The organism is Listeria monocytogenes (assembly GCF_041765605.1).
In the GTDB taxonomy this organism is placed as follows: Bacteria; Bacillota; Bacilli; order Lactobacillales; family Listeriaceae; genus Listeria; species Listeria monocytogenes_D.
The window spans coordinates 1267247-1287199 of record NZ_CP168900.1 but is presented as its reverse complement, the minus strand read 5'-3'; the positions used below and the strand labels follow the sequence as shown (position 1 = coordinate 1287199).

Genomic DNA, 19953 nt, shown 5'->3' with positions numbered 1-19953 from the left:
TTTATGAAAGAAAAATTATTTAACAAGGGTTTTGTCTTAATAACATTGATTAACTTTGTCGTTTATCTCGTTTATTATTTGCTAATGGTTATTATTGCCGTTATTGCTCAAGAAGAGTTGAACGCGTCTCTTGGTGAAGCCGGATTTGCGTCTGGGATTTATATTATCGGGACGCTCCTCGCACGACTTTACATGGGGAAAAAGCTGGAACTATTTGGTCGTAAGCGGGTTTTAAGATTTGGGATTTTATTTTTCTTAGTAACGACGATGGCTTACTTATACATGCCAACGATTGCCATTATGTTTATTATTCGTTTTTTAAATGGATTCGCATACGGAACAACGTCAACAGCTACCAATGCGATTGTCACAGCTTATATTCCTAATTCTAGAAACGGAGAAGGAATTAATTATTATGGTCTCAGCACGAGTCTTGCAGCCGCGATTGGCCCATTCATCGGAATGATTTTACTAAACAAAACGAACTTTTATACGATTATTATTTTTTCCACGGTTATTGTCTTATTAACTGCACTACTTTGCTTCTACTTACCAGTGAAAAATATTGTTTTAACAGCCGAACATCGGAAGGCCTTACAAACTTGGACGGTTAAAAGTTTTGTTGAGTATAAAGTAATTCCGATTACCTTTATTGCCTTCTTAATGGGGATTTCTTATTCTAGTGTGCTTACATTCCTTGCTTCCTATGCTAGAGAAATTAATTTAGTGAGCGCTGGGACATTCTTCTTTGTTGTCTACGCATTAGTCATTACCTTTACGCGCCCAATGTCTGGAAAACTTTTCGATGCAAAAGGTGAAAAATATGTCATGTATCCTAGTTATCTCTTTTTAGCAGTTGGATTAGTGGTCCTTAGTACTGCAACATCAAGTCTCGTGCTACTTATTTCAGGCGGACTCATCGGCTTAGGTTATGGAACGTTTATGTCAAATGGACAAGCTGTTTGTTTAAAAGTATGTGAACCTCATCGTATTGGGATTGGCTTATCTACCTACTTTATCGGGCTTGATTTAGGACTTGGCATTGGGCCTTATATTATGGGTGAAATTCATCATGTGCTTTCATTCCAAGGTATTTACATTATTGCCGGTGCCATCGCTTTTATTTGCGTTTTCATCTATATGTTTTTATCCAGAAAAAAAGTGTCTAGTGGTGCAGCAGAACAACTAAAAGGGAGCGAAGAAGTATGAATAAATTATTACTTATTACAGCAGCAGGTTATATCGTAGGAGTTAGAAGCATAGAAAAGGAGAAAAACCACTCCATTCTACTTAGTGATGTCTATATTAATAATCCTTCGCAACGATTAATTGATCATTTTGAGAGTCTTGAAATTGCTAAAGAGCAGATTATCGGACATAAAAAATTATCTACAGACGATGCGCAAAATTTAATTAGTCGCTGGGAAGCGAGTTATTTTACGACATCTTGAAGTATGGAAGCATTGCGAATCAGCGCAATGCTTTTTTTATAAGGATTGATGACTAATATGTAGTAATGTATTTTCTTGATATTTTGTCGAAACTTCTATTCTAAGTGGGGCTTTTGGGGCATGTTGGATAATGTATGGTAAATTGTTTACTACACCTGTATTTTCTGGATTAAGTATCCATTCCCTTTTTTTAAAATCAAGTATTCCTTCATCGGTTGCGCGAGGTGTTGCGTATATATAATTATCAGGAAGATTAGCCAGAAACAAATGCATTCCTCCAAGATTTTCACCATCCACAAACCATTTCATTTCACCAATATCACGAATTTCATAATCATTGGAGAAAATCCCTGTCTCTTCTGTGATTTCACGCTTAATCGATTCGAGGAGCGCCTCCCCTTGCTCAATTTTACCCCCGACACCATTCCAACTTCCCATCCAGGGAGATTTTTGTCTATTCAATAATAAAATTTCATCGCCTCTTTGGATAAAACAAAGTGTGTATTTATACATATTTCCATCTACTTTCCAAGTTTTTTTCAGTATATCATAATTTTAGGCACAAAAAGAGCAGCATCCGCGTTTTAGTAGGGAGACGGATGCTGCCAGGTGAGATATTTCATTGAAAAAAAGGTTACTCTTAATATAACGAATAAATGTTAAAAAAGTATGAACAAACTAAGAAAGTTCATTTTTAATTTTTTGAAGTAAAAAATCCCCTTGTTTAGTCATGCTATAGTACTTTTGGTTATCTCCTTTTTCGTCACGAAGAATAAAACCATGAAATTCAAGCCAGTATGTGCAATATAACAATTCGTTTCTTGTTGAATTGCCAACAATCTCTCCCTGCAGAAAATTAATTGTTAGTGATTTTATATTGTAAAGTGGATTTTTAACAACTTCTAACACCATTAAAATAAGTTGATTATCTGGCCTTTCCATTGTTTGGACCTTCTTTTCTTAAAATTATCGTTTTCTGGCTTCGTTTACTTTCAGGCGTCTACCTTTTACTTTACGAGAGCGCATCATGTCCAGTACAGCGGGCCCTTTTCCATTTAAAATTTCGACAAAAGAAACATGGTCTTCAATCGTAATAATCCCAATATCTTCAGCCGTAATTCCTTCTAACTTAGAAATAGTTCCCACAAAATCTACTGCACGAATTTTTTTCTTTTTCCCACCATTAAAGTACAATTTCATGATGTTTTTATTTAATTTTTCGCCACGAGCTTTTTTGATAGTTGGTCGCTTTTGTTGTTTTTTGCGGAAAGCATCTTCGTTTGCTTTCACTTCGATTACTGTCGGTTTACGTTTTTTTTCAATTGTAACGTCGAGCATTTCTTCTATATCACGCAAAAGTGGATTTTCATTAGTTTTCACGAAGCTAATGGCTTTCCCGCTTTTGCCAGCGCGACCAGTACGACCGATACGATGCACATAGTTTTCTTTTTCGATTGGTAAATCATAGTTAATAACTAATGAGACATTATCCACATCAATTCCACGCCCTGCCACATCTGTCGCAATTAAGAAACGCGATTTGCCACTTTTGAAATCATCCATTGCCCGAAAACGATCTTCTTGTCTTAAGCCACCATGAATTTTACTAGCTTTTACATCAAGTAAATCCGTGAGTTCATCGACTTGATTTTTCGTGTTGCAAAAAATAATCGCGCTATCTGGATTTTCCGTAATTAAAACATCTTTTAGCGTTTTTTCTTTATTATCTGTTTGCATCTCCACATGGAAGATAGGATTTGTTTTTTCTGATGCCATTTCGATAACCATTGGATCGTCTTGATAGCGTTTGATTAAATCTTGCATTTCTTCTGGCATAGTTGCAGAGAAAAATAGATTTTGGCGCTGTTTTGGTAAACGGCTAAGAATATCTTCTACTTGATCAATAAAGCCCATACTTAACATTTCGTCTACTTCATCTAAAACTAAGTGGGCTACTTTATCGACATTCAGAGATCCTTTTTCAATATGATCCAGTAGGCGACCAGGCGTCCCAACGACGATATGATTTTTTTGGCTTAGTTCTAATTTTTGTTTTGCAAATGGTGATTGTCCGTATATTGCTGCAGCTTTGACGCGTTTAAATCGCCCGATATTCGTACATTCTGTTTTGACTTGCATTGCAAGTTCTCGCGTTGGAACGATGATTAGCGCTTGCGGTTTATTTTCTTCCCATTCGACTTGTTCAGCAATAGGAATAGCGAATGCTGCTGTTTTCCCACTACCAGTTTGTGATTTAGCAACGATATCTTCCCCTGTTAAGGCAACTGGAATTACTGCTTTTTGAACAGGCGTTGCTTCTGTATATCCTAGTTCGTTAATTGCTCTTTTAATTTCTTCACTTAATTTTAAATTATGCATGTCAGTCCTCATTTCCTTTTATCATCATACCATATTTTTTCACCAATGACGGTACGAATTGTTTGTAGTTCCCCGCGTCTTCCTTTAGAATAAACTCTAAGCCCCCAAAATAAGGAGGAAACAATGAATTTAGATGATTTGAAGAATAAAGTTACCGAGTCCCTGCCCCTGGAGAACCTAGGAACACTGACAGAAGAGGCAACAAACAAAGCATCTGAGCTTGGTGAACAAGCAAGTAACGTCACGGAAAACTTACAGAATGAAGCAACGAACCTAACAGAAAATCTGCAAGATAAAGCAAGTGGACTTACGGAAAACTTGCAAGATACTGCGAATGAGTTAACTGGTGGGTTTTTGGATAAAATAAAGAATTTGTTTCAATAAAGCGAAAAAGCACTCGTTAACGAGTGCTTTTTTTATTTAGCGCTTTCCATATGCGTTCCATTCTCAAAATCATGATTAATAAAATTAACTAAAGTAAATCTACCGTTTTCATATTCAAACTTCAGAATGCAGCAATTTTTCAGTCCTGTTACTTTGCCAATTTTGCTTGTTTTTTCCCAATATCTGGCAAATTGAGCACAGGCTGCTCCGTGGGAAACGGCGAGGACAGTATCATGGTTATCTTGGCTCATGATACGTTCCATTGTTGTTACTAAACGGTCTCTGAAATCTACTTCTCGCTCTCCCCCATACTCGGCAAAAAAATCTCCATATGGTAGTGGTGGGTTCAGGTCTTCGCTCTCGCCTTCAAAAGTACCAAAATTCCATTCTTTCAAACCTTTCAACCGTTGATAGCTTTTGTCCGTAATCAGCTCTAACGTGTCACATGCGCGCTCTGATGTGGAACTGTAAGCTTGATCGAATGTTATATTATTTTCTTTAAAGTAACTCCCAGCGATTTTTGCTTGTTTAATCCCGAGGTCGGTAAGTGGGGCATCGCAAAAACCTTGAATTTTTTTACGTTGATTAAATAATGTTTGACCGTGGCGCATTAAATACAATGTCTTTTTCATCTAAATTCCTCCGAATCTATATCTTCTCTTTAGTTTATCACCCTGGAGTAGCTCCAAGTCAAGTATTTATCTTCTTAATTTTTCCTCTTTCACGCAGTATCTGCTATAATAAAAACACCAAAATGAATAGAACTTTAGCGAATAAAAATCGAGGAGGAATTCAAATGACGTTGAATGTTTACTTGAATTTTAGAACACAATCCAGAGATGCTATCGCGTTTTATGAAGAAATTTTTGGAACAAAGTGTACAGATTTGATGACATATGGGGAAATCGAGTCCAGCGAAGAACCTATAGAAGATTCGCTCAAAGATTTAGTAATGAATGCTAGTTTAGTAATGGACGGAGTAAAGGTTATGTTTTCGGATGTTCCAAAGTCTATGCCGCTCACATTCGGAGATAATATAACACTAGTAATTGATACGTCTGACGAAATAAAACTAACCAAACAATTCCATCAGCTTGCAGAAGGTGGCAATATTGTCATGCCACTTGGTAAAACATTCTGGTCGGAAAAATATGGGCAAGTTACGGATAAATTCGGCGTCGGTTGGCAGCTTAATTTATCTTAAATTAAGAGAATCTGGGATAAAACTCAGGTTCTTTCTTTAAGTCTACTTTTAGTAGGTAAGTCAAATTTGCAAGGCCTTTCATATTAAGTTAAAATAACTCGTATCAAAGAAAAAGTGTGGAAAAGAGGAATTCATTATGGCAAAAACCGAATTAAATCCTAAAGTAGATGCGTTTCTAAGTAAACCATCCACTTGGCAAGCTGAATTCAAAGCATTAAGAGAAATAGCAATCACGTTTGAACTAGAAGAAGAATTCAAATGGGGGAAACCTTGTTACGCTATTAATGGCAGCAACGTTTTCTTAATTCATGGTTTTAAAAACTACTGTGCTCTACTCTTTATGAAAGGCGCACTACTCCGTGATCCGGAAAACATTTTAGTGCAGCAAACAGAAAATGTGCAAGCCGCTAGACAAATCCGCTTCACAAATTTACAGGAAATTCTTGATCAAAAAGAATTTCTAAAGGCGTATATTCAAAATGCAATTGAAGTAGAAAAAGCTGGATTAGAAGTGGAACTTAAACCGCGAGCAGAAACGCCTATTCCAGAAGAATTACTCGCTAAATTTGAAGAAATGCCTGCGCTACAAACAGCTTTTGAAGCCTTGACTCCTGGTCGTCAAAAAGCTTACTTGCTTTATTTTGCAGCTCCGAAACAATCGAAAACGCGTGTTTCGCGCATTGAGAAATATGAAGCAACAATTTTAGACGGGTTAGGACTTAATGATTAATAAAAAGAGGCGCAACTATTAAAAGTTACGCCTCTTTTTGTTTATTTAACTTCTTCAAAATCATATAGTTGCCAGCTATTGTCAAAGGCTGGTTCGGTTGGTCCGTAAATACGGAAATACGTGAACCAATTGGCATCTGGAACGGTTTGAATCCATGGAAGCGACTCATCTTCTGGAGGATTTGGCCCAAAGTAAAGTGTTGTATTGCCGTCAGCATCTACTTCAAACGTATCTTTGATGGAGTTAAGCGCAGGCATAAATTGCTCTGTGACAATTTCCGAACGAGTATCCATCTCATAAACCGTTACCGACCAGAAAATGCTCGTTGGCACTGGTGTTGGCACTTTTAATGTATAACTTTTGCCCCCATCCAGATAGTTTCCTTCTTTATCTTTCACCCCAAGCATATAAACGGAACCAAATCCGACTTTATGCATAAACATCATGTGTGTTTCGAGTGTCGCTTGATAGAACCAACGCTCTCTTACAGGAAGATTTAAATACGTTTTTTCATAGAAGTCATTATTCTCACCATAGACAGCCCATTCCCAGTTCTTTCCTGGCCAAACAATAGCAGCTGGATCATCCGTATTAAAGGAATTCACAAACATCATCTTGTCTGCTTTTTCGGCAGCTTCTATTAATAAAGCTTTTTTATCCGGTTCAGGATTAAATTCTTTATTTGGCGCTAAACCAATTGCTTTTAGTAAGCCATACATTTGGTAATATTCTGGATCTGTTTCATCATTATCCAGCGCCCATTTAATAACTTCCCAGTAGTCAAATTTCCCTTCGACATAATATGGTGTCGAAATCGCTTTTCGATGCGAAAAATCGTGGAATGTACTGGTTGGATTATTATCTTTTTCTTCTAATGGATAGAATTTCACTTTTTTCAGGAGTTCAAATGCTTTTTCATAATCACTTGCTTGGTGAACCATCGCTCGTAAACAAATGAGGAAACGATAGCTTGAAGGTTTGCGTACTATGTAGCCTTCCGGGATATCCCCATCATAATTAGGTGGTAAGTATAAATATTTCGCACCTTTCCCTTGCTCATCACCTGTTAATCCCATATTCGTTATAAATTTAAAATTAATATCGTCAGCCACACCAACGATAGCGCCTTGTGGCAACTCGATAACAACTGGACCATTCTCGGTGTTTCCCGTTCCAAGGCAATATGGTGTATCTGAGTTTTGCGTCAATACATTCAAATCAGGCGTTGTGAGTTGAATAATGAAATCGTGATTTTCTGTAATCCCTAAGTCATTCAATGCTTTAAAATTAGACACATTGGACACAGTTGGATAGAAAAATCGATATGCCTCAACAGCTCGATTTAAAAATCCTTCTTTTCTAATTGCCTCTACTTTACTCTCAGGTAGCATTTTTTTCATGTAAAAATCCTCCTTCAATTAGCTTTTTTTAGAACACTTAACTAATACCCTTGTTTTTGAATGTTCAAGCGTAAAATAAAAAACTCTCCTTAGGATAAGGAGAGTTTTGTCAAGAAATGTTATCAGCAGTTATGAGATTTATCTTTTTTTCTTTTATCTCGATGTAGCCATTGGGTACTAAGAAACACTAGTAAAACTCCTAATCCAAAGATCAAATTTGCCGGCTGGCTACCTGTTTTAGGCAGGGATTTTGGAACCTCAATTGGTGGTTGGGCATCATTCATTGGTTGAATATCTCCATTGGGATTTCTCGCTGGTACATCTGGGTCTAGATTTACTTCATCTGTATTAGCACGATATACATATTTTATAGTTTGATCCTGATCTGTAAATTTACCAGTTGCATTAGAGGGATTTTCCACTAGCGTGTAGCCTTTAATTTCCTTAGCTGTAGTTGCGTAGGAATCATTAATGTTTCCGTTTAATACCTCGCTTATGGCCAGCTCTTTCCCTGTTTCATCTACATATTTTACAGTAATATAAGATGATGTCTGTATACTGTTCTTTTTATAGTGATAAATCACCGTTTGTGCTTCTGTCGTGAATTTTCCGCTAGCATTAGTTGGTACTTTTACTAGCGAATAGTCTTTTATTTCTTTTGGATTAGTTGTATATGCTTCATCGACAATTCCACTTAGTACCTCACTCGGTGCTAGCTCATTGTTGTTTTCATCCAAGTGTTTAACAGTGATATTTGCTGTTATTGGGTTGTTTTGTAATTGATACACATAGGTAACCGTTTGAGGATTTTCGTTAAAAATCCCGCTAGCGTTAATAGGGCTCTTAATTAAGGTATAGCCATCTATTGTTTTAGCCACTGTTGTGTATGTTTCACCAATTTCACCAGTTAATACTTCCGTTTCACTAATTTTAGCTCCTAATTCGTCCTGGTAGTTCACCGTAACTTCTTTTGCTAAAATTGGATCTGCTTTAATCGCGCGATACACATAGGTCACTGTTTGTGCATTTTCGCTAAACTTTCCTTCTGCATTGCTCGGAGTTTCAATTAATTCGTATCCTGTAAAAGTCTTCGCTGTTGTAACATAATTTTCATCAAAATTACCTGATAATGTTTCGGTTGGTGCTAGTTCTATTCCATCTTCATCGGTATATTGTACCGTGATGTCTTTAGCTGGAACGGGATTTTTCGAATAGATATATGTCACAGTCTGTTCTTCTAAACTAAATTCTCCTTGTGCATTTGTTGGAATTTCAGTTAGTGTATAACCTAAAATTTCTTTTTCACTTGAACTATATTCTTCACCGACATTTCCAGTTAATATACTATTTTCTGCAAGTTTATTCCCTGATTTGTCTTCATATTTCACAGTTATATTTGCACCTTGTACAGCATCAATATAAACAGTCACTTCTTTTGGATTAGCTTTAGTTCCATCCATATTCTCTACGTTTAATATTACTGTGTATTTTCCTACTTTCTTGAGATTCACCATTATTTCAAAATCGCTTTTAATGGATAAATCATCCGTTGTTTGCGCTTGAATATCCTTTAAAAACTCTGCTTCTGTTTTTTTTGTCCCTTGCGGATAATGAATTTCGGAATCTGCATTAATTACTGGTGTAGTTGATTTTTTAAATGGTTGTGTTACTTTTCCTGAAAAAGTTCCATCTATACCAGTCACATTAATTAGCTCAGAAAACTTAAAACTAACCTCTGTTAAATTTTTAATTCTTTCAGACGACCAAGTTATTTTTTCATTTGCGTAAGTTCCAAAATTTGATATTGGGCTTGGATCGGTTAACTTTCCAAAATTACTAATCTCATTATTAATAATTAAATCGGAATCATCCACTACAATTGCTTTATCTAAAGTAACTGTTTGATTTAATGCACTAATTCTCGATAGTTTTGGCATCTTTGTTTTAAGGTTACTTGGTAAAACACTGACGGAGTTTAAATCAATATTTAAAGTAGTCATTTCTGGGAAATCATCAAGCATATTTATATTGGTAATTTGGTTTTTGTTTAAATTTAAAGTTGCTAGTATAGGCATGCCTTTAAATTTCTCTATACTATCATTTGTTATTTTGTTAGTATTTAGATTCACGTCTTTTACTGAAACTAAATTATTTAGTTCAATCTGATTGATGCTATTACGTTCCAATCGAACTGCTCTTACTTTTGGAAGGTTAGCAAGTTCAACTTTCGTTAAACTTGCTACTAGGTAAAAGTAAACATTTTGCATACTGGGATAACCTAAATTAACTAATTCTGGATTATTTTTGGCAATTACTGTTGTTAACGCAGATAATTCTTTATAATCGGAAGTCTTTACATCTACCAATTGGGGTTGTTCTTGAACATTTATCAATTTTATAGCCAAATTTTGCTGTATATCTAATGTCATCAAATTGGGTAGATTTTCTACATCCGTTTTGTCTAACACAACTTCTTCTAGTTGGTTTTTTGACAGGTCTAACGTTTTTAAGTTAGGCAGATTTTGGATGTTATCGAATACAGTATCTGTTAATTCATTTTCTTCTAATGGCAGATCTTCAATAGCCAAATCAGTAACTTTTAGCTCATTAATACTGTTCCTCTCAAGGTTTACTTTTCTTACCTTAGGGAGATTGACTAATTCAACTTTCGTTAAACTTGCTACTAGGTAAAAGTAAACATTTTGCATACTGGGATAACCTAAATTAACTAATTCTGGATTATTTTTGGCAATTACTGTTGTTAACGCAGATAATTCTTTATAATCGGAAGTCTTTACATCTACCAATTGGGGTTGTTCTTGAACATTTATCAATTTTATAGCCAAATTTTGCTGTATATTTAGTGTCATCAAATTGGGTAGATTTTCTACATCCGTTTTGTCTAACACAACTTCTTCTAGTTGGTTTTTTGACAGGTCTAACGTTTTTAAATTAGGCAGATTTTGGATGTTATCAAATACTGTATCTGTTAATTCGTTTTCTCCTAATGGCAGATCTTCAATGGCTAAATCAGTAACTTTTAGCTCATTAATACTGTTCCACTCAAGGTTTACTTTTCTTACCTTAGGGAGATTGACTAATTCAACTTTCGTTAAACTTGCTACTTGGCTAAAGTAGACATTTCGGATAGTGTATTGGCCTAAATTGACTAATTCTGGATTGTTTTTGGCAATTACCGTTGTTAACTTGCGTAATCCTGTATAACCGGACGTCTTTACATCTATCAATTGGGGTTGATCTTGGATATCGATAGTATTAAGATCAGGATTATTTTCAATATCAATGGTTGTTAGTTTCGGGAGTTGATTTTGCGCATTTAAGATAAGACTGCTAATTTGATTGTTTTTTACCGATAGGCTTACTAAATTAGGTAATTGATCTATTGGAGAAATGTCTGTTACTTGATTATTATTCAAGCTTATACTTGTCACATTGACTAGCAAATCGATTCCTGTTAATACGCTGATTCCTTTATTATAACCATTGAGAGATTTGATTTTATTCAGGTCTGCTTGTGTTACTAGCTGAGTTGTATTCTCTGACCCTGTTGCTTCTTTAGCAACTACTTTAGCTAAAGCACTGTCAGGAAATACACTATCATAGGTGTCCCCTGTTTCAAGAATTGTCTTAGTGTATTTTAGGGAATTAGTTAATCCCTTAGTTATTTTTGAGGGTTTATTTATTTCTTCTTTTTGTTCATTTTCTTTGGCTTCGGTGATAAATGGATACGTAGTTAATGATTGAAAGAGCATTATCCCGACTACAATGATAGAACTTATCTTTCTTTTCATGATTAGTCTCCTTAGATGTAATTATTATCTTAAAGAATGAGTTTATTCTGTATTTAATGTATGTGGCATCATATCGCCTCAATAAGTACTAATTATAGCAGTCCCAAGCTTACAATTTGAATGTAGTATAGAGATTTTTTCATTTCTTGATATCATCGTTCACATATCGTTCATATCTTTTTAGGGATTAGTGCTAATTTTAGACTCTCTAATATATTTAAATTTATTGCTTGAAATTCTCAAAAAAACTACTCTCAAGTCATACAATAGAACACCTAATAAAGGATGAGTTTACATAAAAATTATTATTAAAGTAAAGGATCAATCATCTCAATAATCTGCTTGTCCTAATTTTTGACTATTTTATAAAGTAGTTCTTCGTTTTCAATGAGATTCGTAATTACTTGAACTAGTTTTAATAAAATTTGCCACAAAAACAACGGAATAAAAATGGGAAATGCAAGATAAAAAAATCTCTAAAACATTCACCTTTTAATTACAAAGAGTTTCAAATGTTTTAGAGATTTTTTATTTTACTGTTTAACGTTTTAAGAGCATCTGCCAATAGGATCTAATGCTTTAAAATATCGTCAATTATATTATACAGGTTCTTCACCTCTTGCTAATACTATACAAACAAATAGATAAGGATTTTTTTGAAAAAGGATTAATTATCCCAACTAATATTATTGCCTTCATTTTCAATTATTTGATAAAGTAGTTCTTCGTTCTCGATGAGATTCGTAATTACTTGAACAAGTTTTTCTGCTCGTGCCTCAGTTTCAGGTGATAGCGTGTAATACGCCACATACATTTCCGCTTCCGGATCAGAGCCCATTCCTTCTAAGACCTCTGGAGCATATTTAGGTAAATAGTAGTTAAAAAATGCTTCCCAATTGTAACCATGCATATAAGCATCTTTGTTAATCTCATTCATTTTCTTCGCAATTGCTACTACTTTCTCCGAGCTGTTGTAAAAGCACACGGAAAGATTGTTTTCGACTTTTACTATTGATACGTAATTTTCCATGAAGTGTTGGCTCCTTTAGTTATAACTTCGTTGTTTTTCATTTTATACTTTAACAAAATTTAGCCCTATTGTAAAAAATTTATCCGTTAAAAGTACATTTAATCTCATTTCATACCAATTTCATACAATTCGCTTGTTCCGAGCTTCATAAGTAGCACTTTTAATGATGTATTCGCTTTGCTAGGAAGACCTACTCCGTCATTGAAATTTTGAACTAATTCAAACTAATAAAATTATGATCTTTAAATAAGTTCAACAGCCCACTCTCCACACTGTCACCTATTAAGCAAAAATAGTCATCATAGCCACCGTAAAAGCCACCGGATTCGGAAACGAAAAAGATCATATGCTCAGAAAAACCAACTCCAACTGGGCATAACTTTTCTTTTATGATGTCCTCATAACATTCTTTTACCCATGCAGGATCTAGCCACGCTGTTGGTTTAGAAGGATCAAACACCGAAACATCCTTATCATTAATGTCAGAGTAAGCTTCATGCGTTATGATTAACCCACCTATATTACTTAAAAATCTCTCCGCACCTTGATTCAAATAATAATTTTTCTCCTCTAAAATGCGACGGTAGTTATTAATATTTATAGATCTATCGGGATACCAATCATTTTGTCGTAGTATTTTGGTTACCCGCTCATCAAATGTATAGTTCATATGTTTATCCTCTCAAGAATATTTAATTGAACTGCATCCTCATTCATGCTGTTATCCTCCAGTAAGTTTTATAGATTTACTCGCTCGTATTTATATTCTATTTGCTCTGCCATAACTATAAAAGGTAGATCGTCTATATCGTCCGTTTTAAATTCAAAGATATATGAATTATCTCTAACTTTAGGAAGATTCATCCGCGAAGTTTCATAACTACCTTTGTGTACAAAAAGAAAATCTTTTGAAGTGTCTATATGTAAGGAAGTATATCCTGACAAAAAACTAACATTGCTAAATTTAATTTCTATTTCATAAAAATAACTAAGGTCTATCCCACCAATAATTTCAAGTTCATGACCATTAAATGATGAAATATCAAAGTCAAACCATAGGCGAGCCTCTCTAACTAAAAGATTAATTTCTTCTACTTTTCTTTGCATTTACGTTCATCCTTTGTTAAATCATGTAATACTTTCATGTGTATCTTTAGTATACAAATGGAAGTTATTATTTGTAAAGTTCCATTTGCATTCAATTGAGTTGTTCTATTGGGTAAATAGGATCCATATTTGCTAGCTCTTTATATTGAAACTGTTAATATTTAACACTATATTTTTATTGGCAGCAAGAAATCAAGTGACAAAAAAAGAACTACTAGTGCTTACATTTTTTACACTAATAGTTCTTTTTATTAAATTTAGCTCTTTCATATCAGTAACATTTATCAACTGATTCCTAACCTAGACTCCCCATATATACTTTTGTTGCTCAATTGAACTAAATCATAGCCCACATCATCTTTTGTTCCTGTTACGTTTTTCAAAACTCTCCAATACAATAGAAAAAATATATTTAAACATAAACGAATGCTTCATTCAAAATAATAGAATTTAATTATTTACTTTAACTCCCGATTTTGTCGTTCATTACATTATATTTTTCTGTTTCACGAAGCATTAAACAGCAACAATTTCGCAACTAATTTCGCTTCGATTCTGCGCCGCAAATCTTCATCTACACAAGCGTGCGGATTTCCATATTCATCAAATAATACTCTTGTAGATAATGTTGTAATATAGCCCGTATAGTGGTCCAAAACTGCTCCAATTGCTTCTATATCTCCCTCTGATGCAGCAACAATTGTTTCGTAAGGTACTAGTCTATTTTTTCTCTGCGTTGTTTCATTCATTTCTAGTCTTCCTCCATTATCTTTTTTAATTCTGCTAACGTTCTATTTCTCCTGCGTGAAACAGTGCGTCTAACTAAGTTCAATTCTTCCGCAATTTTCCTATCAGACATACCGAGAATATAGGAGAGTAATATGATAGCTTGTTTTTCTTTTGGTAATAATTTAATAGCTTCTGCGATGATTTCTCCCGTTACTATTACCATACCTACATTTTCGACGAAGAATAAAAACTCACTAGACATGTTACTTTCATATATAACATGTTTACCTAATTCTTTTTCTGACAAACTCTCCATGGACACTTCATATTTTTTTAGACGTTCAATTTCTTTGTAGATATTTCTCGTCTCATTCCTTAATATTTTTTTACAGTAGCTATCAAAGGCATGTTGTTTATGTTTTTTGTGCGCTTGTAGATGCATCTACTCACCTCCTGATTTATCCCCCGTATAAAATTGTCAGGACATACTTCCCCCGACATCACTATTACAACTAAATACTATTTTTGGGACAATAATATTGAAAAAATGTTAAAAAAAGCAAATTTCTATATTTTTTTGCCTTTCTATTCCTTCAATATAATCTATGCTGTTTTGCTAAACTCCTCTCTATGAAAATTATAAAATATTTTGGTAAGCCTTTCCTGTTTTAATCTCTTCAAATAGATGTTACGTTTTCAAAAAAAGAGAGAAACCTAAGTTATCAGGCTTCTCTCTTTTCTTTCTACGCTATTTTTATTTCTTGCTCCTATAAATGGCTAAACTACTTGCTACGAGTGCTAGACCAATCAATAATAGCGTAATACCGTCTTTATCTCCTAGTAGTGGTAAGGATTTTACTTCTGTCGCTTTTCGTGTCGGATCTGTCGTATGACGTGTTGATTTCTTCAAAAGTGGTTTAGGTATTTCCGCGTTCATAATTTTCACTTCAACAATACCGTTATGTTTCCCGTCAATGGTTATTTTAGTCGGTTCCATCTTCCGCTGATAATTGGTTGGAGCAATAATCTCTATCAATTCATACTCGCCATATGGTAAATCTTCTGTCACAAATTCACCCGACTGGTCTGTCATAAATTCTAATTGACCATCATGCTCTATAAATTCACCTGTTTGTAAATCTTTTAATTTAAAGGCAGCAGCATTATTCTTAATAGGTTCTTTTGTCGCCTCATCGTATTTCATTACTTTAATCTTTTCTTTGATGACCTGTTCCTTCACCGTGACAGTTACATCAGCTACTTCGGCTTCACTGTTATAGGTTAAATCGAAAGCATGCTTCTCTTTGTCTAACAGATAACCAGTTGGCGCTTCTTTTTCTAGCCAATAATAACTATCAAGCAATAAATTATCTGATTGCGCTTGGCCATTTTCAATCGTCACTGTATCGATTAACTTATCATCTGATGAACGATATAATTCATAAACTGCTCCATCTAACGTAGCTTTCCCTTGTGCTATATCACCTGTTTCAGCGTCTTCTTTAATTAATTTAGCAGTGCCTTTTTGCTCCACGTCCACTGCTTGTACTTCTGTATTTGTTACAGCAACGTCTTGACCAGCATACTTGATTTCAAAGGGGAGTTTTTCTTCACTTAAGAGGTAACCAGAAGGGGCTTTTTCTTCTAGCAGATAATATTGTCCCAACGAAAGCGAACTAGATTCTGCGTAGCCTTTTTCATCTGTAATTAATTCTCCTACTCGTTCATCACTGCTGTTATAAATCCCGTATAAAGCATCTTTTAAAGTGTAGTTGTCATTTGGCATGTCCGCGCCAAATTCTTGTCCACTTTTCGTTAATTTAACAGTTCCCATTTGCTTATTATTATTAAAAATAAGTTCTGTTGTTTCGCTTGGTCTAATGATGGTTGTTTTAACTTCTCCAATATTGTGATAACCACTTGGAGCTAATAATTCTGAAATTTTCACTTGTGTCCCTTCTGGAATTCCAACAAGTTCCGCAATGCCATTTGCATCTGTCACAACTGTTTTAGATGTATTTCCATATTCAAATTTAATCGTTGTGTTTGGCAGGGCTTTATTTGTTTGGGGATCTATTTTCTTCACCCGCACACCGCCGAGTTTTTTCACGTTTACTTTCAGCTTAGCCTTCCCAGTATCTTGTAAATAAAAATCTACCAAACTTTGTCGGTCTGCTTTCTTATAAAGAATCGATGTTCCTAAAGCAGAATCTGGAACTTTAGAAAACATAATTTCTCCTGATTTAGAATTTTTATCTGCTTTTAATTTGAGTGTATTCCCGCTCTTTGTAACTTGGATTCCCGTCGCATTGCTTGTGATATTGAGTATATCTGTCACACTGTTTGTATCTGCTTGTTCAAACTCTTGCCCTTCAATCAAAGTTATTGTCTGTGTATCCCATGATGGCTGAGTATCATGCTTTCTCACCTTTGCTAAAATGTCGTCTCTATCTGACCAATAGTTAGGTAATTATGTCCACTCTAATTGTTCACCAAGCACTTCCCAAATAAGTAATTGCGTAGTCGCAAAATCTTTGTAACTTTGTTCAGACTGCGTAAAGCCGTAATAAGCAACTTTAGATAATAAGTCTTTCTTCTCACCTGTATAAGTTTCCGCACTATAGCCATCCTCTGTATTCGCTGGTGCTGCAGAATCGATACAAAAGACATCTTTGCCATCCATTTTCATATTCCAAATATCTTTATTTTCTAACTTTTGCCCATTAGTAAAACTAATCCCCGTGTAAAAATAACCTGTTTCATCGAGGCGAAGTGCAGCCGCTATTGCATTGAATGGTTGAAATTGATTGATTAATATCAGAACTACTATCACCATTGCGATTATTTTTCCTTTTTTAGCCTTCTTTTTTTGACTATTCATTTGTCTGTTTCTCCCTTTTGTTTTTAGTCAATGTACTTTTTACTTCTGCTCATTTCACCCGTAGCAGAAGTGGTTGTGTTTTTTCTTGCTCATTAAAAATTGAATCGTATTGGAGCGTCTTCTTATTCAGTTGTCAAAGAACGGATGCAAATTTTTTATAGCTTGCATAACTACTACAATTAGAATTTTCTTTTGGGTCATAAAAATAAAAAAAACATACTATTAAGTACGCTTTTTAATTGAGTTTTATTTTGTTATATTATGGAAGAAAACAAGAATCAAGATATCTATACACTTATTGAAAAATTAGAAAACCTACTAAAATTGCAAAATAATTGGTATAGTATAAGATAATCAGTAAAATTCGAGAGATTTAGTACGTATAAATTGGTTATAAAAACTCATATAAGGAAACCAACAGCAAAGAAAAAATAATACAAAGAGGTGCAACATATGTTTAATGAAAATGAGTTATATTCAGTACTACTAAGTAATAACTTTTCTAAGATTGACGATTTTCTAACTAAATATGGTATAGATAGTGTGGATCGAGATAATCGTTCTTTGTTAATGTCAGCAGTCGTTGAAAGAAAAATGAGCGTTATCGAATATTTAATTAAAAAAGGTAGTAATTTGAATTTACAGGATAAAAATGGAATGACAGCATTACATCTAGCTGCGATGCATGACTATGCTGAAATAGTTGAGTACTTGATTTCAAAAGGAGTAATGGTTGATGCAGAAGATAGTAATGGGAATACTCCGTTATGGCGTGCAGCAATGGAGCTACCTAAAGAAGCTAAATCTATAGCTGTTTTATTGGAAAATGGAGCTGATATAACAAAGCAAAATAAATACCAAATATCCCCTGAAGACTTATTGTCTGATGAATAGGAAACTAAATATAAACATAAACGTAAAGAATCACTTGGAATTGCCCTTAAACTGAGACAGTAATAAAAAAAGCAATTAATTAGGCTATAGATTGCCGATACTCTATCGGTGATTTACAGCCTAATTTTTGTTGAATTAGATTTTGGTTATGATAATCTAATTTAATAAATATGGGCGTATTATATACGTTTCTGCAGATGTTAGTACGACATTATACTATTACAGTCATTTAAGTTCTAAATTGCGTCAACATAATCAGTCCAAAGCAGATGTTTTTCCACTCTAAAAACGAATCAAAATACCACAAATGCCACAAAAACAATGGAATAAAACGGGTATTATAAGATAAAAAAATCTCCAACCCGTTCATCCACCCTTTAGTATCAAGGGTTTTCAACGTTTTAGAGATTTATTTAATATAGCTATTAACGTCCTGAGAGGGATTAATATGTGTTGATATATAGCCATTTATAATGCGATTGCCACAAATCATGCCACAAATTTTTAAAACACTTGCAATTATATAATACATGTATTATAATATAAATATAGAAAGAGTTGAGAAAGTGAAAGATGTTTTAGAGGAAATAAAAACAGTCCTTGAAATTATCACTCTTGTAGTAGCGCTGACAACAATACACAAGAATGATAAAGACAAGAACCGCTAAATCAGAGGGGTGAAACTCCCCTCCCTCTATTAAAAGTATATCACGTCTTTCATAAATTATGAATAAATATATCTGGGTTATATTAATTGTTATCTGTGTTAACGGACTCGCTAGTTACTTTCAGAATATAGCATTGACCATCATTGCTATACTGACTACATTAGCTTGTCTAGTGTACTTAATAAAAATTAGGAAGTGATTAATTATGACGAAAAAAACGACCTCTGACGCGCAGTTGAAAGCAAATAAGGAATGGCAAAGCAAGAACAAAGAACATGCAAACTATTTAAAAAGCCGTTCAGCTGCGCGATCTTTTATTAAGAAAAAAGCCACTTTAGAAGACTTGGAAGAACTAGAAATTGCAATAAAGCAAAGAAAAACTGAAATAATTTCATTAGACAATAGCCCTGAATGAAAAATTTCGGGGTTTTTATTTTAAAATAAATTTAATAAAACTATTGACTACTACGATTATTCGTAGTATAATATATATATAGTAAAGGAACGGGAGGAATACACAATGTTTAACAAGGCAGAAATTATGAAACAAGCTTGGAACTGGTTCACTGATAGCAATGTTTGGTTAAGTGATATCGAATGGGTAAGTTACACAGACAAAGAAAAAACTTTCTCCGTATGTTTAAAAGCCGCTTGGTCTAAAGCAAAAGAAGAAGTTAAAGAAGTAGAAAAAGAGATCAAACACATCTCTAAAAGCGAAGAACTTAAAGCTTGGAATTGGGCTGAAAGAAAACTAGGATTACGTTTTAATATTTCAGATGATGAAAAATTCACTAGTGTAAAAGATGAAACTAAACAGCATTTCGGCTTAAGTGTTTGGGCTTGTGCAATGAAAGCAGTTAAACTACACAATGACTTGTTTCCACAAACAGCAGCTTAAAATTATATTATAGAAAAGGAATGTGATTAAAATGACAATAACAACAGCACAAAAAAGATATTATGACGCGATGAATGAATTTGAAGCAATTATCAGTAAAGAATTAGAACAAACACCAGCGTTTTCGCAGGATTTACTTAATGACTCTGACTACTTAGTTATTACAAAAAATGAAGCGTATGCAGTAGCACTTTGCCTGCTCGATGATGACAAGCTATATTTAGATGAAACTTTAGTTCACTCGACACGTTTGGATATTGAAGATGAAACTTATTATATTAACTTTGTAGTAACTAATGAAGATGATTTTAAACTAGCTACAGATGAAGATAAGGAAAAACACGATAAACAAGAAGTAATTATAAAAAGTGAGTTGAACTAAAAAT

22 protein-coding genes are annotated in these 19953 nt (G+C 34.2%); 9 read left to right on the top strand and 13 right to left on the bottom strand.

What is annotated here, in order from left to right:
* The first annotated feature begins 3 nt into the window (after window positions 1-3).
* Together AB2Q86_RS06695 and AB2Q86_RS06690 are read left to right on the top strand one after the other, a co-directional pair.
* Window positions 4-1209, top strand: a complete 1206-nt coding sequence (locus AB2Q86_RS06695) for an MFS transporter (RefSeq protein ID WP_012581422.1) — start codon at window positions 4-6, stop codon at window positions 1207-1209.
* Window positions 1206-1451, top strand: a complete 246-nt coding sequence (locus AB2Q86_RS06690) for a hypothetical protein (protein ID WP_003730327.1) — start codon at window positions 1206-1208, stop codon at window positions 1449-1451. The genes AB2Q86_RS06695 and AB2Q86_RS06690 overlap by 4 nt, the downstream gene beginning before the upstream one ends.
* A gap of 36 nt (window positions 1452-1487) precedes the next feature.
* Here AB2Q86_RS06690 and AB2Q86_RS06685 read toward each other — a convergent pair whose 3' ends face one another.
* The 3 genes from AB2Q86_RS06685 to dbpA form a co-directional block, all read right to left on the bottom strand.
* Complete coding sequence (locus tag AB2Q86_RS06685; RefSeq protein WP_012581423.1) at window positions 1488-1964, bottom strand: 8-oxo-dGTP diphosphatase; 477 nt, start codon at window positions 1962-1964, stop codon at window positions 1488-1490.
* Between the two features lie 165 nt (window positions 1965-2129).
* Window positions 2130-2393 (bottom strand): DUF3116 family protein, encoded by a 264-nt coding sequence (locus AB2Q86_RS06680; RefSeq protein WP_003730329.1) that lies wholly within the window; start codon window positions 2391-2393, stop codon window positions 2130-2132.
* 24 nt (window positions 2394-2417) lie between these two features.
* Window positions 2418-3830, bottom strand: a complete 1413-nt coding sequence (gene dbpA / locus AB2Q86_RS06675; protein ID WP_012581424.1) for an ATP-dependent RNA helicase DbpA — start codon at window positions 3828-3830, stop codon at window positions 2418-2420.
* Between the two features lie 123 nt (window positions 3831-3953).
* Between dbpA and AB2Q86_RS06670 the strand changes: the two genes are divergently transcribed.
* Window positions 3954-4214 (top strand): hypothetical protein, encoded by a 261-nt coding sequence (locus tag AB2Q86_RS06670; RefSeq protein ID WP_003723543.1) that lies wholly within the window; start codon window positions 3954-3956, stop codon window positions 4212-4214.
* Window positions 4215-4246: 32 nt separating this feature from the next.
* Here AB2Q86_RS06670 and AB2Q86_RS06665 read toward each other — a convergent pair whose 3' ends face one another.
* A complete protein-coding gene (locus AB2Q86_RS06665) occupies window positions 4247-4846 on the bottom strand; it encodes a histidine phosphatase family protein (RefSeq protein WP_003723542.1) in 600 nt (199 codons plus the stop codon).
* 164 nt (window positions 4847-5010) lie between these two features.
* On the opposite strand from AB2Q86_RS06665, the gene AB2Q86_RS06660 reads away from it, so the two are divergent.
* Both AB2Q86_RS06660 and AB2Q86_RS06655 read left to right on the top strand, forming a co-directional pair.
* The gene (locus AB2Q86_RS06660) at window positions 5011-5418 is read left to right on the top strand and encodes a VOC family protein (protein ID WP_012581425.1); all 408 of its coding nucleotides are present in this window, start codon (window positions 5011-5013) and stop codon (window positions 5416-5418) included.
* Window positions 5419-5554: 136 nt separating this feature from the next.
* Window positions 5555-6148: a YdeI family protein gene (locus AB2Q86_RS06655; RefSeq protein WP_003723540.1), complete on the top strand. Its 594-nt coding sequence runs from the start codon at window positions 5555-5557 to the stop codon at window positions 6146-6148.
* Window positions 6149-6189: 41 nt separating this feature from the next.
* Here AB2Q86_RS06655 and AB2Q86_RS06650 read toward each other — a convergent pair whose 3' ends face one another.
* The 9 genes from AB2Q86_RS06650 to AB2Q86_RS06610 form a co-directional block, all read right to left on the bottom strand.
* Complete coding sequence (locus AB2Q86_RS06650) at window positions 6190-7548, bottom strand: DUF1254 domain-containing protein (RefSeq protein WP_012581426.1); 1359 nt, start codon at window positions 7546-7548, stop codon at window positions 6190-6192.
* 122 nt (window positions 7549-7670) lie between these two features.
* Window positions 7671-11360, bottom strand: coding sequence for a MucBP domain-containing protein (locus AB2Q86_RS06645; protein ID WP_012581427.1), 3690 nt, complete (start codon window positions 11358-11360; stop codon window positions 7671-7673).
* Window positions 11361-12027: 667 nt separating this feature from the next.
* Window positions 12028-12390: an Imm51 family immunity protein gene (locus tag AB2Q86_RS06640; protein WP_012581428.1), complete on the bottom strand. Its 363-nt coding sequence runs from the start codon at window positions 12388-12390 to the stop codon at window positions 12028-12030.
* Between the two features lie 214 nt (window positions 12391-12604).
* A complete protein-coding gene (locus AB2Q86_RS06635) occupies window positions 12605-13060 on the bottom strand; it encodes an SUKH-3 domain-containing protein (RefSeq protein ID WP_014589058.1) in 456 nt (151 codons plus the stop codon).
* A 68-nt stretch (window positions 13061-13128) separates the two neighbouring features.
* On the bottom strand, window positions 13129-13497 hold the full coding sequence (locus AB2Q86_RS06630; protein ID WP_012581430.1) for a hypothetical protein: 369 nt from the start codon (window positions 13495-13497) through the stop codon (window positions 13129-13131).
* A gap of 506 nt (window positions 13498-14003) precedes the next feature.
* The gene (locus tag AB2Q86_RS06625; RefSeq protein WP_003736407.1) at window positions 14004-14246 is read right to left on the bottom strand and encodes a helix-turn-helix domain-containing protein; all 243 of its coding nucleotides are present in this window, start codon (window positions 14244-14246) and stop codon (window positions 14004-14006) included.
* 2 nt (window positions 14247-14248) lie between these two features.
* A complete protein-coding gene (locus tag AB2Q86_RS06620) occupies window positions 14249-14668 on the bottom strand; it encodes an RNA polymerase sigma factor (protein WP_003736406.1) in 420 nt (139 codons plus the stop codon).
* Window positions 14669-14980: 312 nt separating this feature from the next.
* Window positions 14981-16606, bottom strand: coding sequence for a collagen binding domain-containing protein (locus AB2Q86_RS06615; protein WP_012581431.1), 1626 nt, complete (start codon window positions 16604-16606; stop codon window positions 14981-14983).
* A 90-nt stretch (window positions 16607-16696) separates the two neighbouring features.
* On the bottom strand, window positions 16697-17107 hold the full coding sequence (locus AB2Q86_RS06610; RefSeq protein ID WP_012581432.1) for a Cys-Gln thioester bond-forming surface protein: 411 nt from the start codon (window positions 17105-17107) through the stop codon (window positions 16697-16699).
* Between the two features lie 453 nt (window positions 17108-17560).
* Here AB2Q86_RS06610 and AB2Q86_RS06605 point away from each other — a divergent pair, with 453 nt between their 5' ends.
* The 4 genes from AB2Q86_RS06605 (at window position 17561) to AB2Q86_RS06590 (ending at window position 19949) form a co-directional block, all read left to right on the top strand.
* The gene (locus AB2Q86_RS06605; RefSeq protein ID WP_012581433.1) at window positions 17561-18001 is read left to right on the top strand and encodes an ankyrin repeat domain-containing protein; all 441 of its coding nucleotides are present in this window, start codon (window positions 17561-17563) and stop codon (window positions 17999-18001) included.
* 873 nt (window positions 18002-18874) lie between these two features.
* Window positions 18875-19084: a hypothetical protein gene (locus tag AB2Q86_RS06600; RefSeq protein WP_012581435.1), complete on the top strand. Its 210-nt coding sequence runs from the start codon at window positions 18875-18877 to the stop codon at window positions 19082-19084.
* Between the two features lie 105 nt (window positions 19085-19189).
* On the top strand, window positions 19190-19567 hold the full coding sequence (gene acrIIA3, locus AB2Q86_RS06595) for an anti-CRISPR protein AcrIIA3 (protein ID WP_012581436.1): 378 nt from the start codon (window positions 19190-19192) through the stop codon (window positions 19565-19567).
* 31 nt (window positions 19568-19598) lie between these two features.
* Window positions 19599-19949 carry an AcrIIA2 family anti-CRISPR protein gene (locus tag AB2Q86_RS06590; RefSeq protein ID WP_012581437.1) on the top strand — a complete coding sequence of 117 codons (351 nt, stop codon included), beginning with the start codon at window positions 19599-19601 and terminating at the stop codon, window positions 19947-19949.
* The last annotated feature ends 4 nt before the right edge of the window (window positions 19950-19953 follow it).

What these genes read in the sequence shown, in the direction of transcription:
- AB2Q86_RS06695 (WP_012581422.1), top strand. Translation starts at nt 4, where the DNA reads ATGAAAGAAAAATTATTTAACAAGGGTTTTGTCTTAATAACATTGATT.
- AB2Q86_RS06690 (WP_003730327.1), top strand. Translation starts at nt 1,206, where the DNA reads ATGAATAAATTATTACTTATTACAGCAGCAGGTTATATCGTAGGAGTT.
- AB2Q86_RS06685 (WP_012581423.1), bottom strand. Translation starts at nt 1,964, where the DNA reads ATGTATAAATACACACTTTGTTTTATCCAAAGAGGCGATGAAATTTTA.
- AB2Q86_RS06680 (WP_003730329.1), bottom strand. Translation starts at nt 2,393, where the DNA reads ATGGAAAGGCCAGATAATCAACTTATTTTAATGGTGTTAGAAGTTGTT.
- dbpA (WP_012581424.1), bottom strand. Translation starts at nt 3,830, where the DNA reads ATGCATAATTTAAAATTAAGTGAAGAAATTAAAAGAGCAATTAACGAA.
- AB2Q86_RS06670 (WP_003723543.1), top strand. Translation starts at nt 3,954, where the DNA reads ATGAATTTAGATGATTTGAAGAATAAAGTTACCGAGTCCCTGCCCCTG.
- AB2Q86_RS06665 (WP_003723542.1), bottom strand. Translation starts at nt 4,846, where the DNA reads ATGAAAAAGACATTGTATTTAATGCGCCACGGTCAAACATTATTTAAT.
- AB2Q86_RS06660 (WP_012581425.1), top strand. Translation starts at nt 5,011, where the DNA reads ATGACGTTGAATGTTTACTTGAATTTTAGAACACAATCCAGAGATGCT.
- AB2Q86_RS06655 (WP_003723540.1), top strand. Translation starts at nt 5,555, where the DNA reads ATGGCAAAAACCGAATTAAATCCTAAAGTAGATGCGTTTCTAAGTAAA.
- AB2Q86_RS06650 (WP_012581426.1), bottom strand. Translation starts at nt 7,548, where the DNA reads ATGAAAAAAATGCTACCTGAGAGTAAAGTAGAGGCAATTAGAAAAGAA.
- AB2Q86_RS06645 (WP_012581427.1), bottom strand. Translation starts at nt 11,360, where the DNA reads ATGAAAAGAAAGATAAGTTCTATCATTGTAGTCGGGATAATGCTCTTT.
- AB2Q86_RS06640 (WP_012581428.1), bottom strand. Translation starts at nt 12,390, where the DNA reads ATGGAAAATTACGTATCAATAGTAAAAGTCGAAAACAATCTTTCCGTG.
- AB2Q86_RS06635 (WP_014589058.1), bottom strand. Translation starts at nt 13,060, where the DNA reads ATGAACTATACATTTGATGAGCGGGTAACCAAAATACTACGACAAAAT.
- AB2Q86_RS06630 (WP_012581430.1), bottom strand. Translation starts at nt 13,497, where the DNA reads ATGCAAAGAAAAGTAGAAGAAATTAATCTTTTAGTTAGAGAGGCTCGC.
- AB2Q86_RS06625 (WP_003736407.1), bottom strand. Translation starts at nt 14,246, where the DNA reads ATGAATGAAACAACGCAGAGAAAAAATAGACTAGTACCTTACGAAACA.
- AB2Q86_RS06620 (WP_003736406.1), bottom strand. Translation starts at nt 14,668, where the DNA reads ATGCATCTACAAGCGCACAAAAAACATAAACAACATGCCTTTGATAGC.
- AB2Q86_RS06610 (WP_012581432.1), bottom strand. Translation starts at nt 17,107, where the DNA reads ATGAATAGTCAAAAAAAGAAGGCTAAAAAAGGAAAAATAATCGCAATG.
- AB2Q86_RS06605 (WP_012581433.1), top strand. Translation starts at nt 17,561, where the DNA reads ATGTTTAATGAAAATGAGTTATATTCAGTACTACTAAGTAATAACTTT.
- AB2Q86_RS06600 (WP_012581435.1), top strand. Translation starts at nt 18,875, where the DNA reads ATGACGAAAAAAACGACCTCTGACGCGCAGTTGAAAGCAAATAAGGAA.
- acrIIA3 (WP_012581436.1), top strand. Translation starts at nt 19,190, where the DNA reads ATGTTTAACAAGGCAGAAATTATGAAACAAGCTTGGAACTGGTTCACT.
- AB2Q86_RS06590 (WP_012581437.1), top strand. Translation starts at nt 19,599, where the DNA reads ATGACAATAACAACAGCACAAAAAAGATATTATGACGCGATGAATGAA.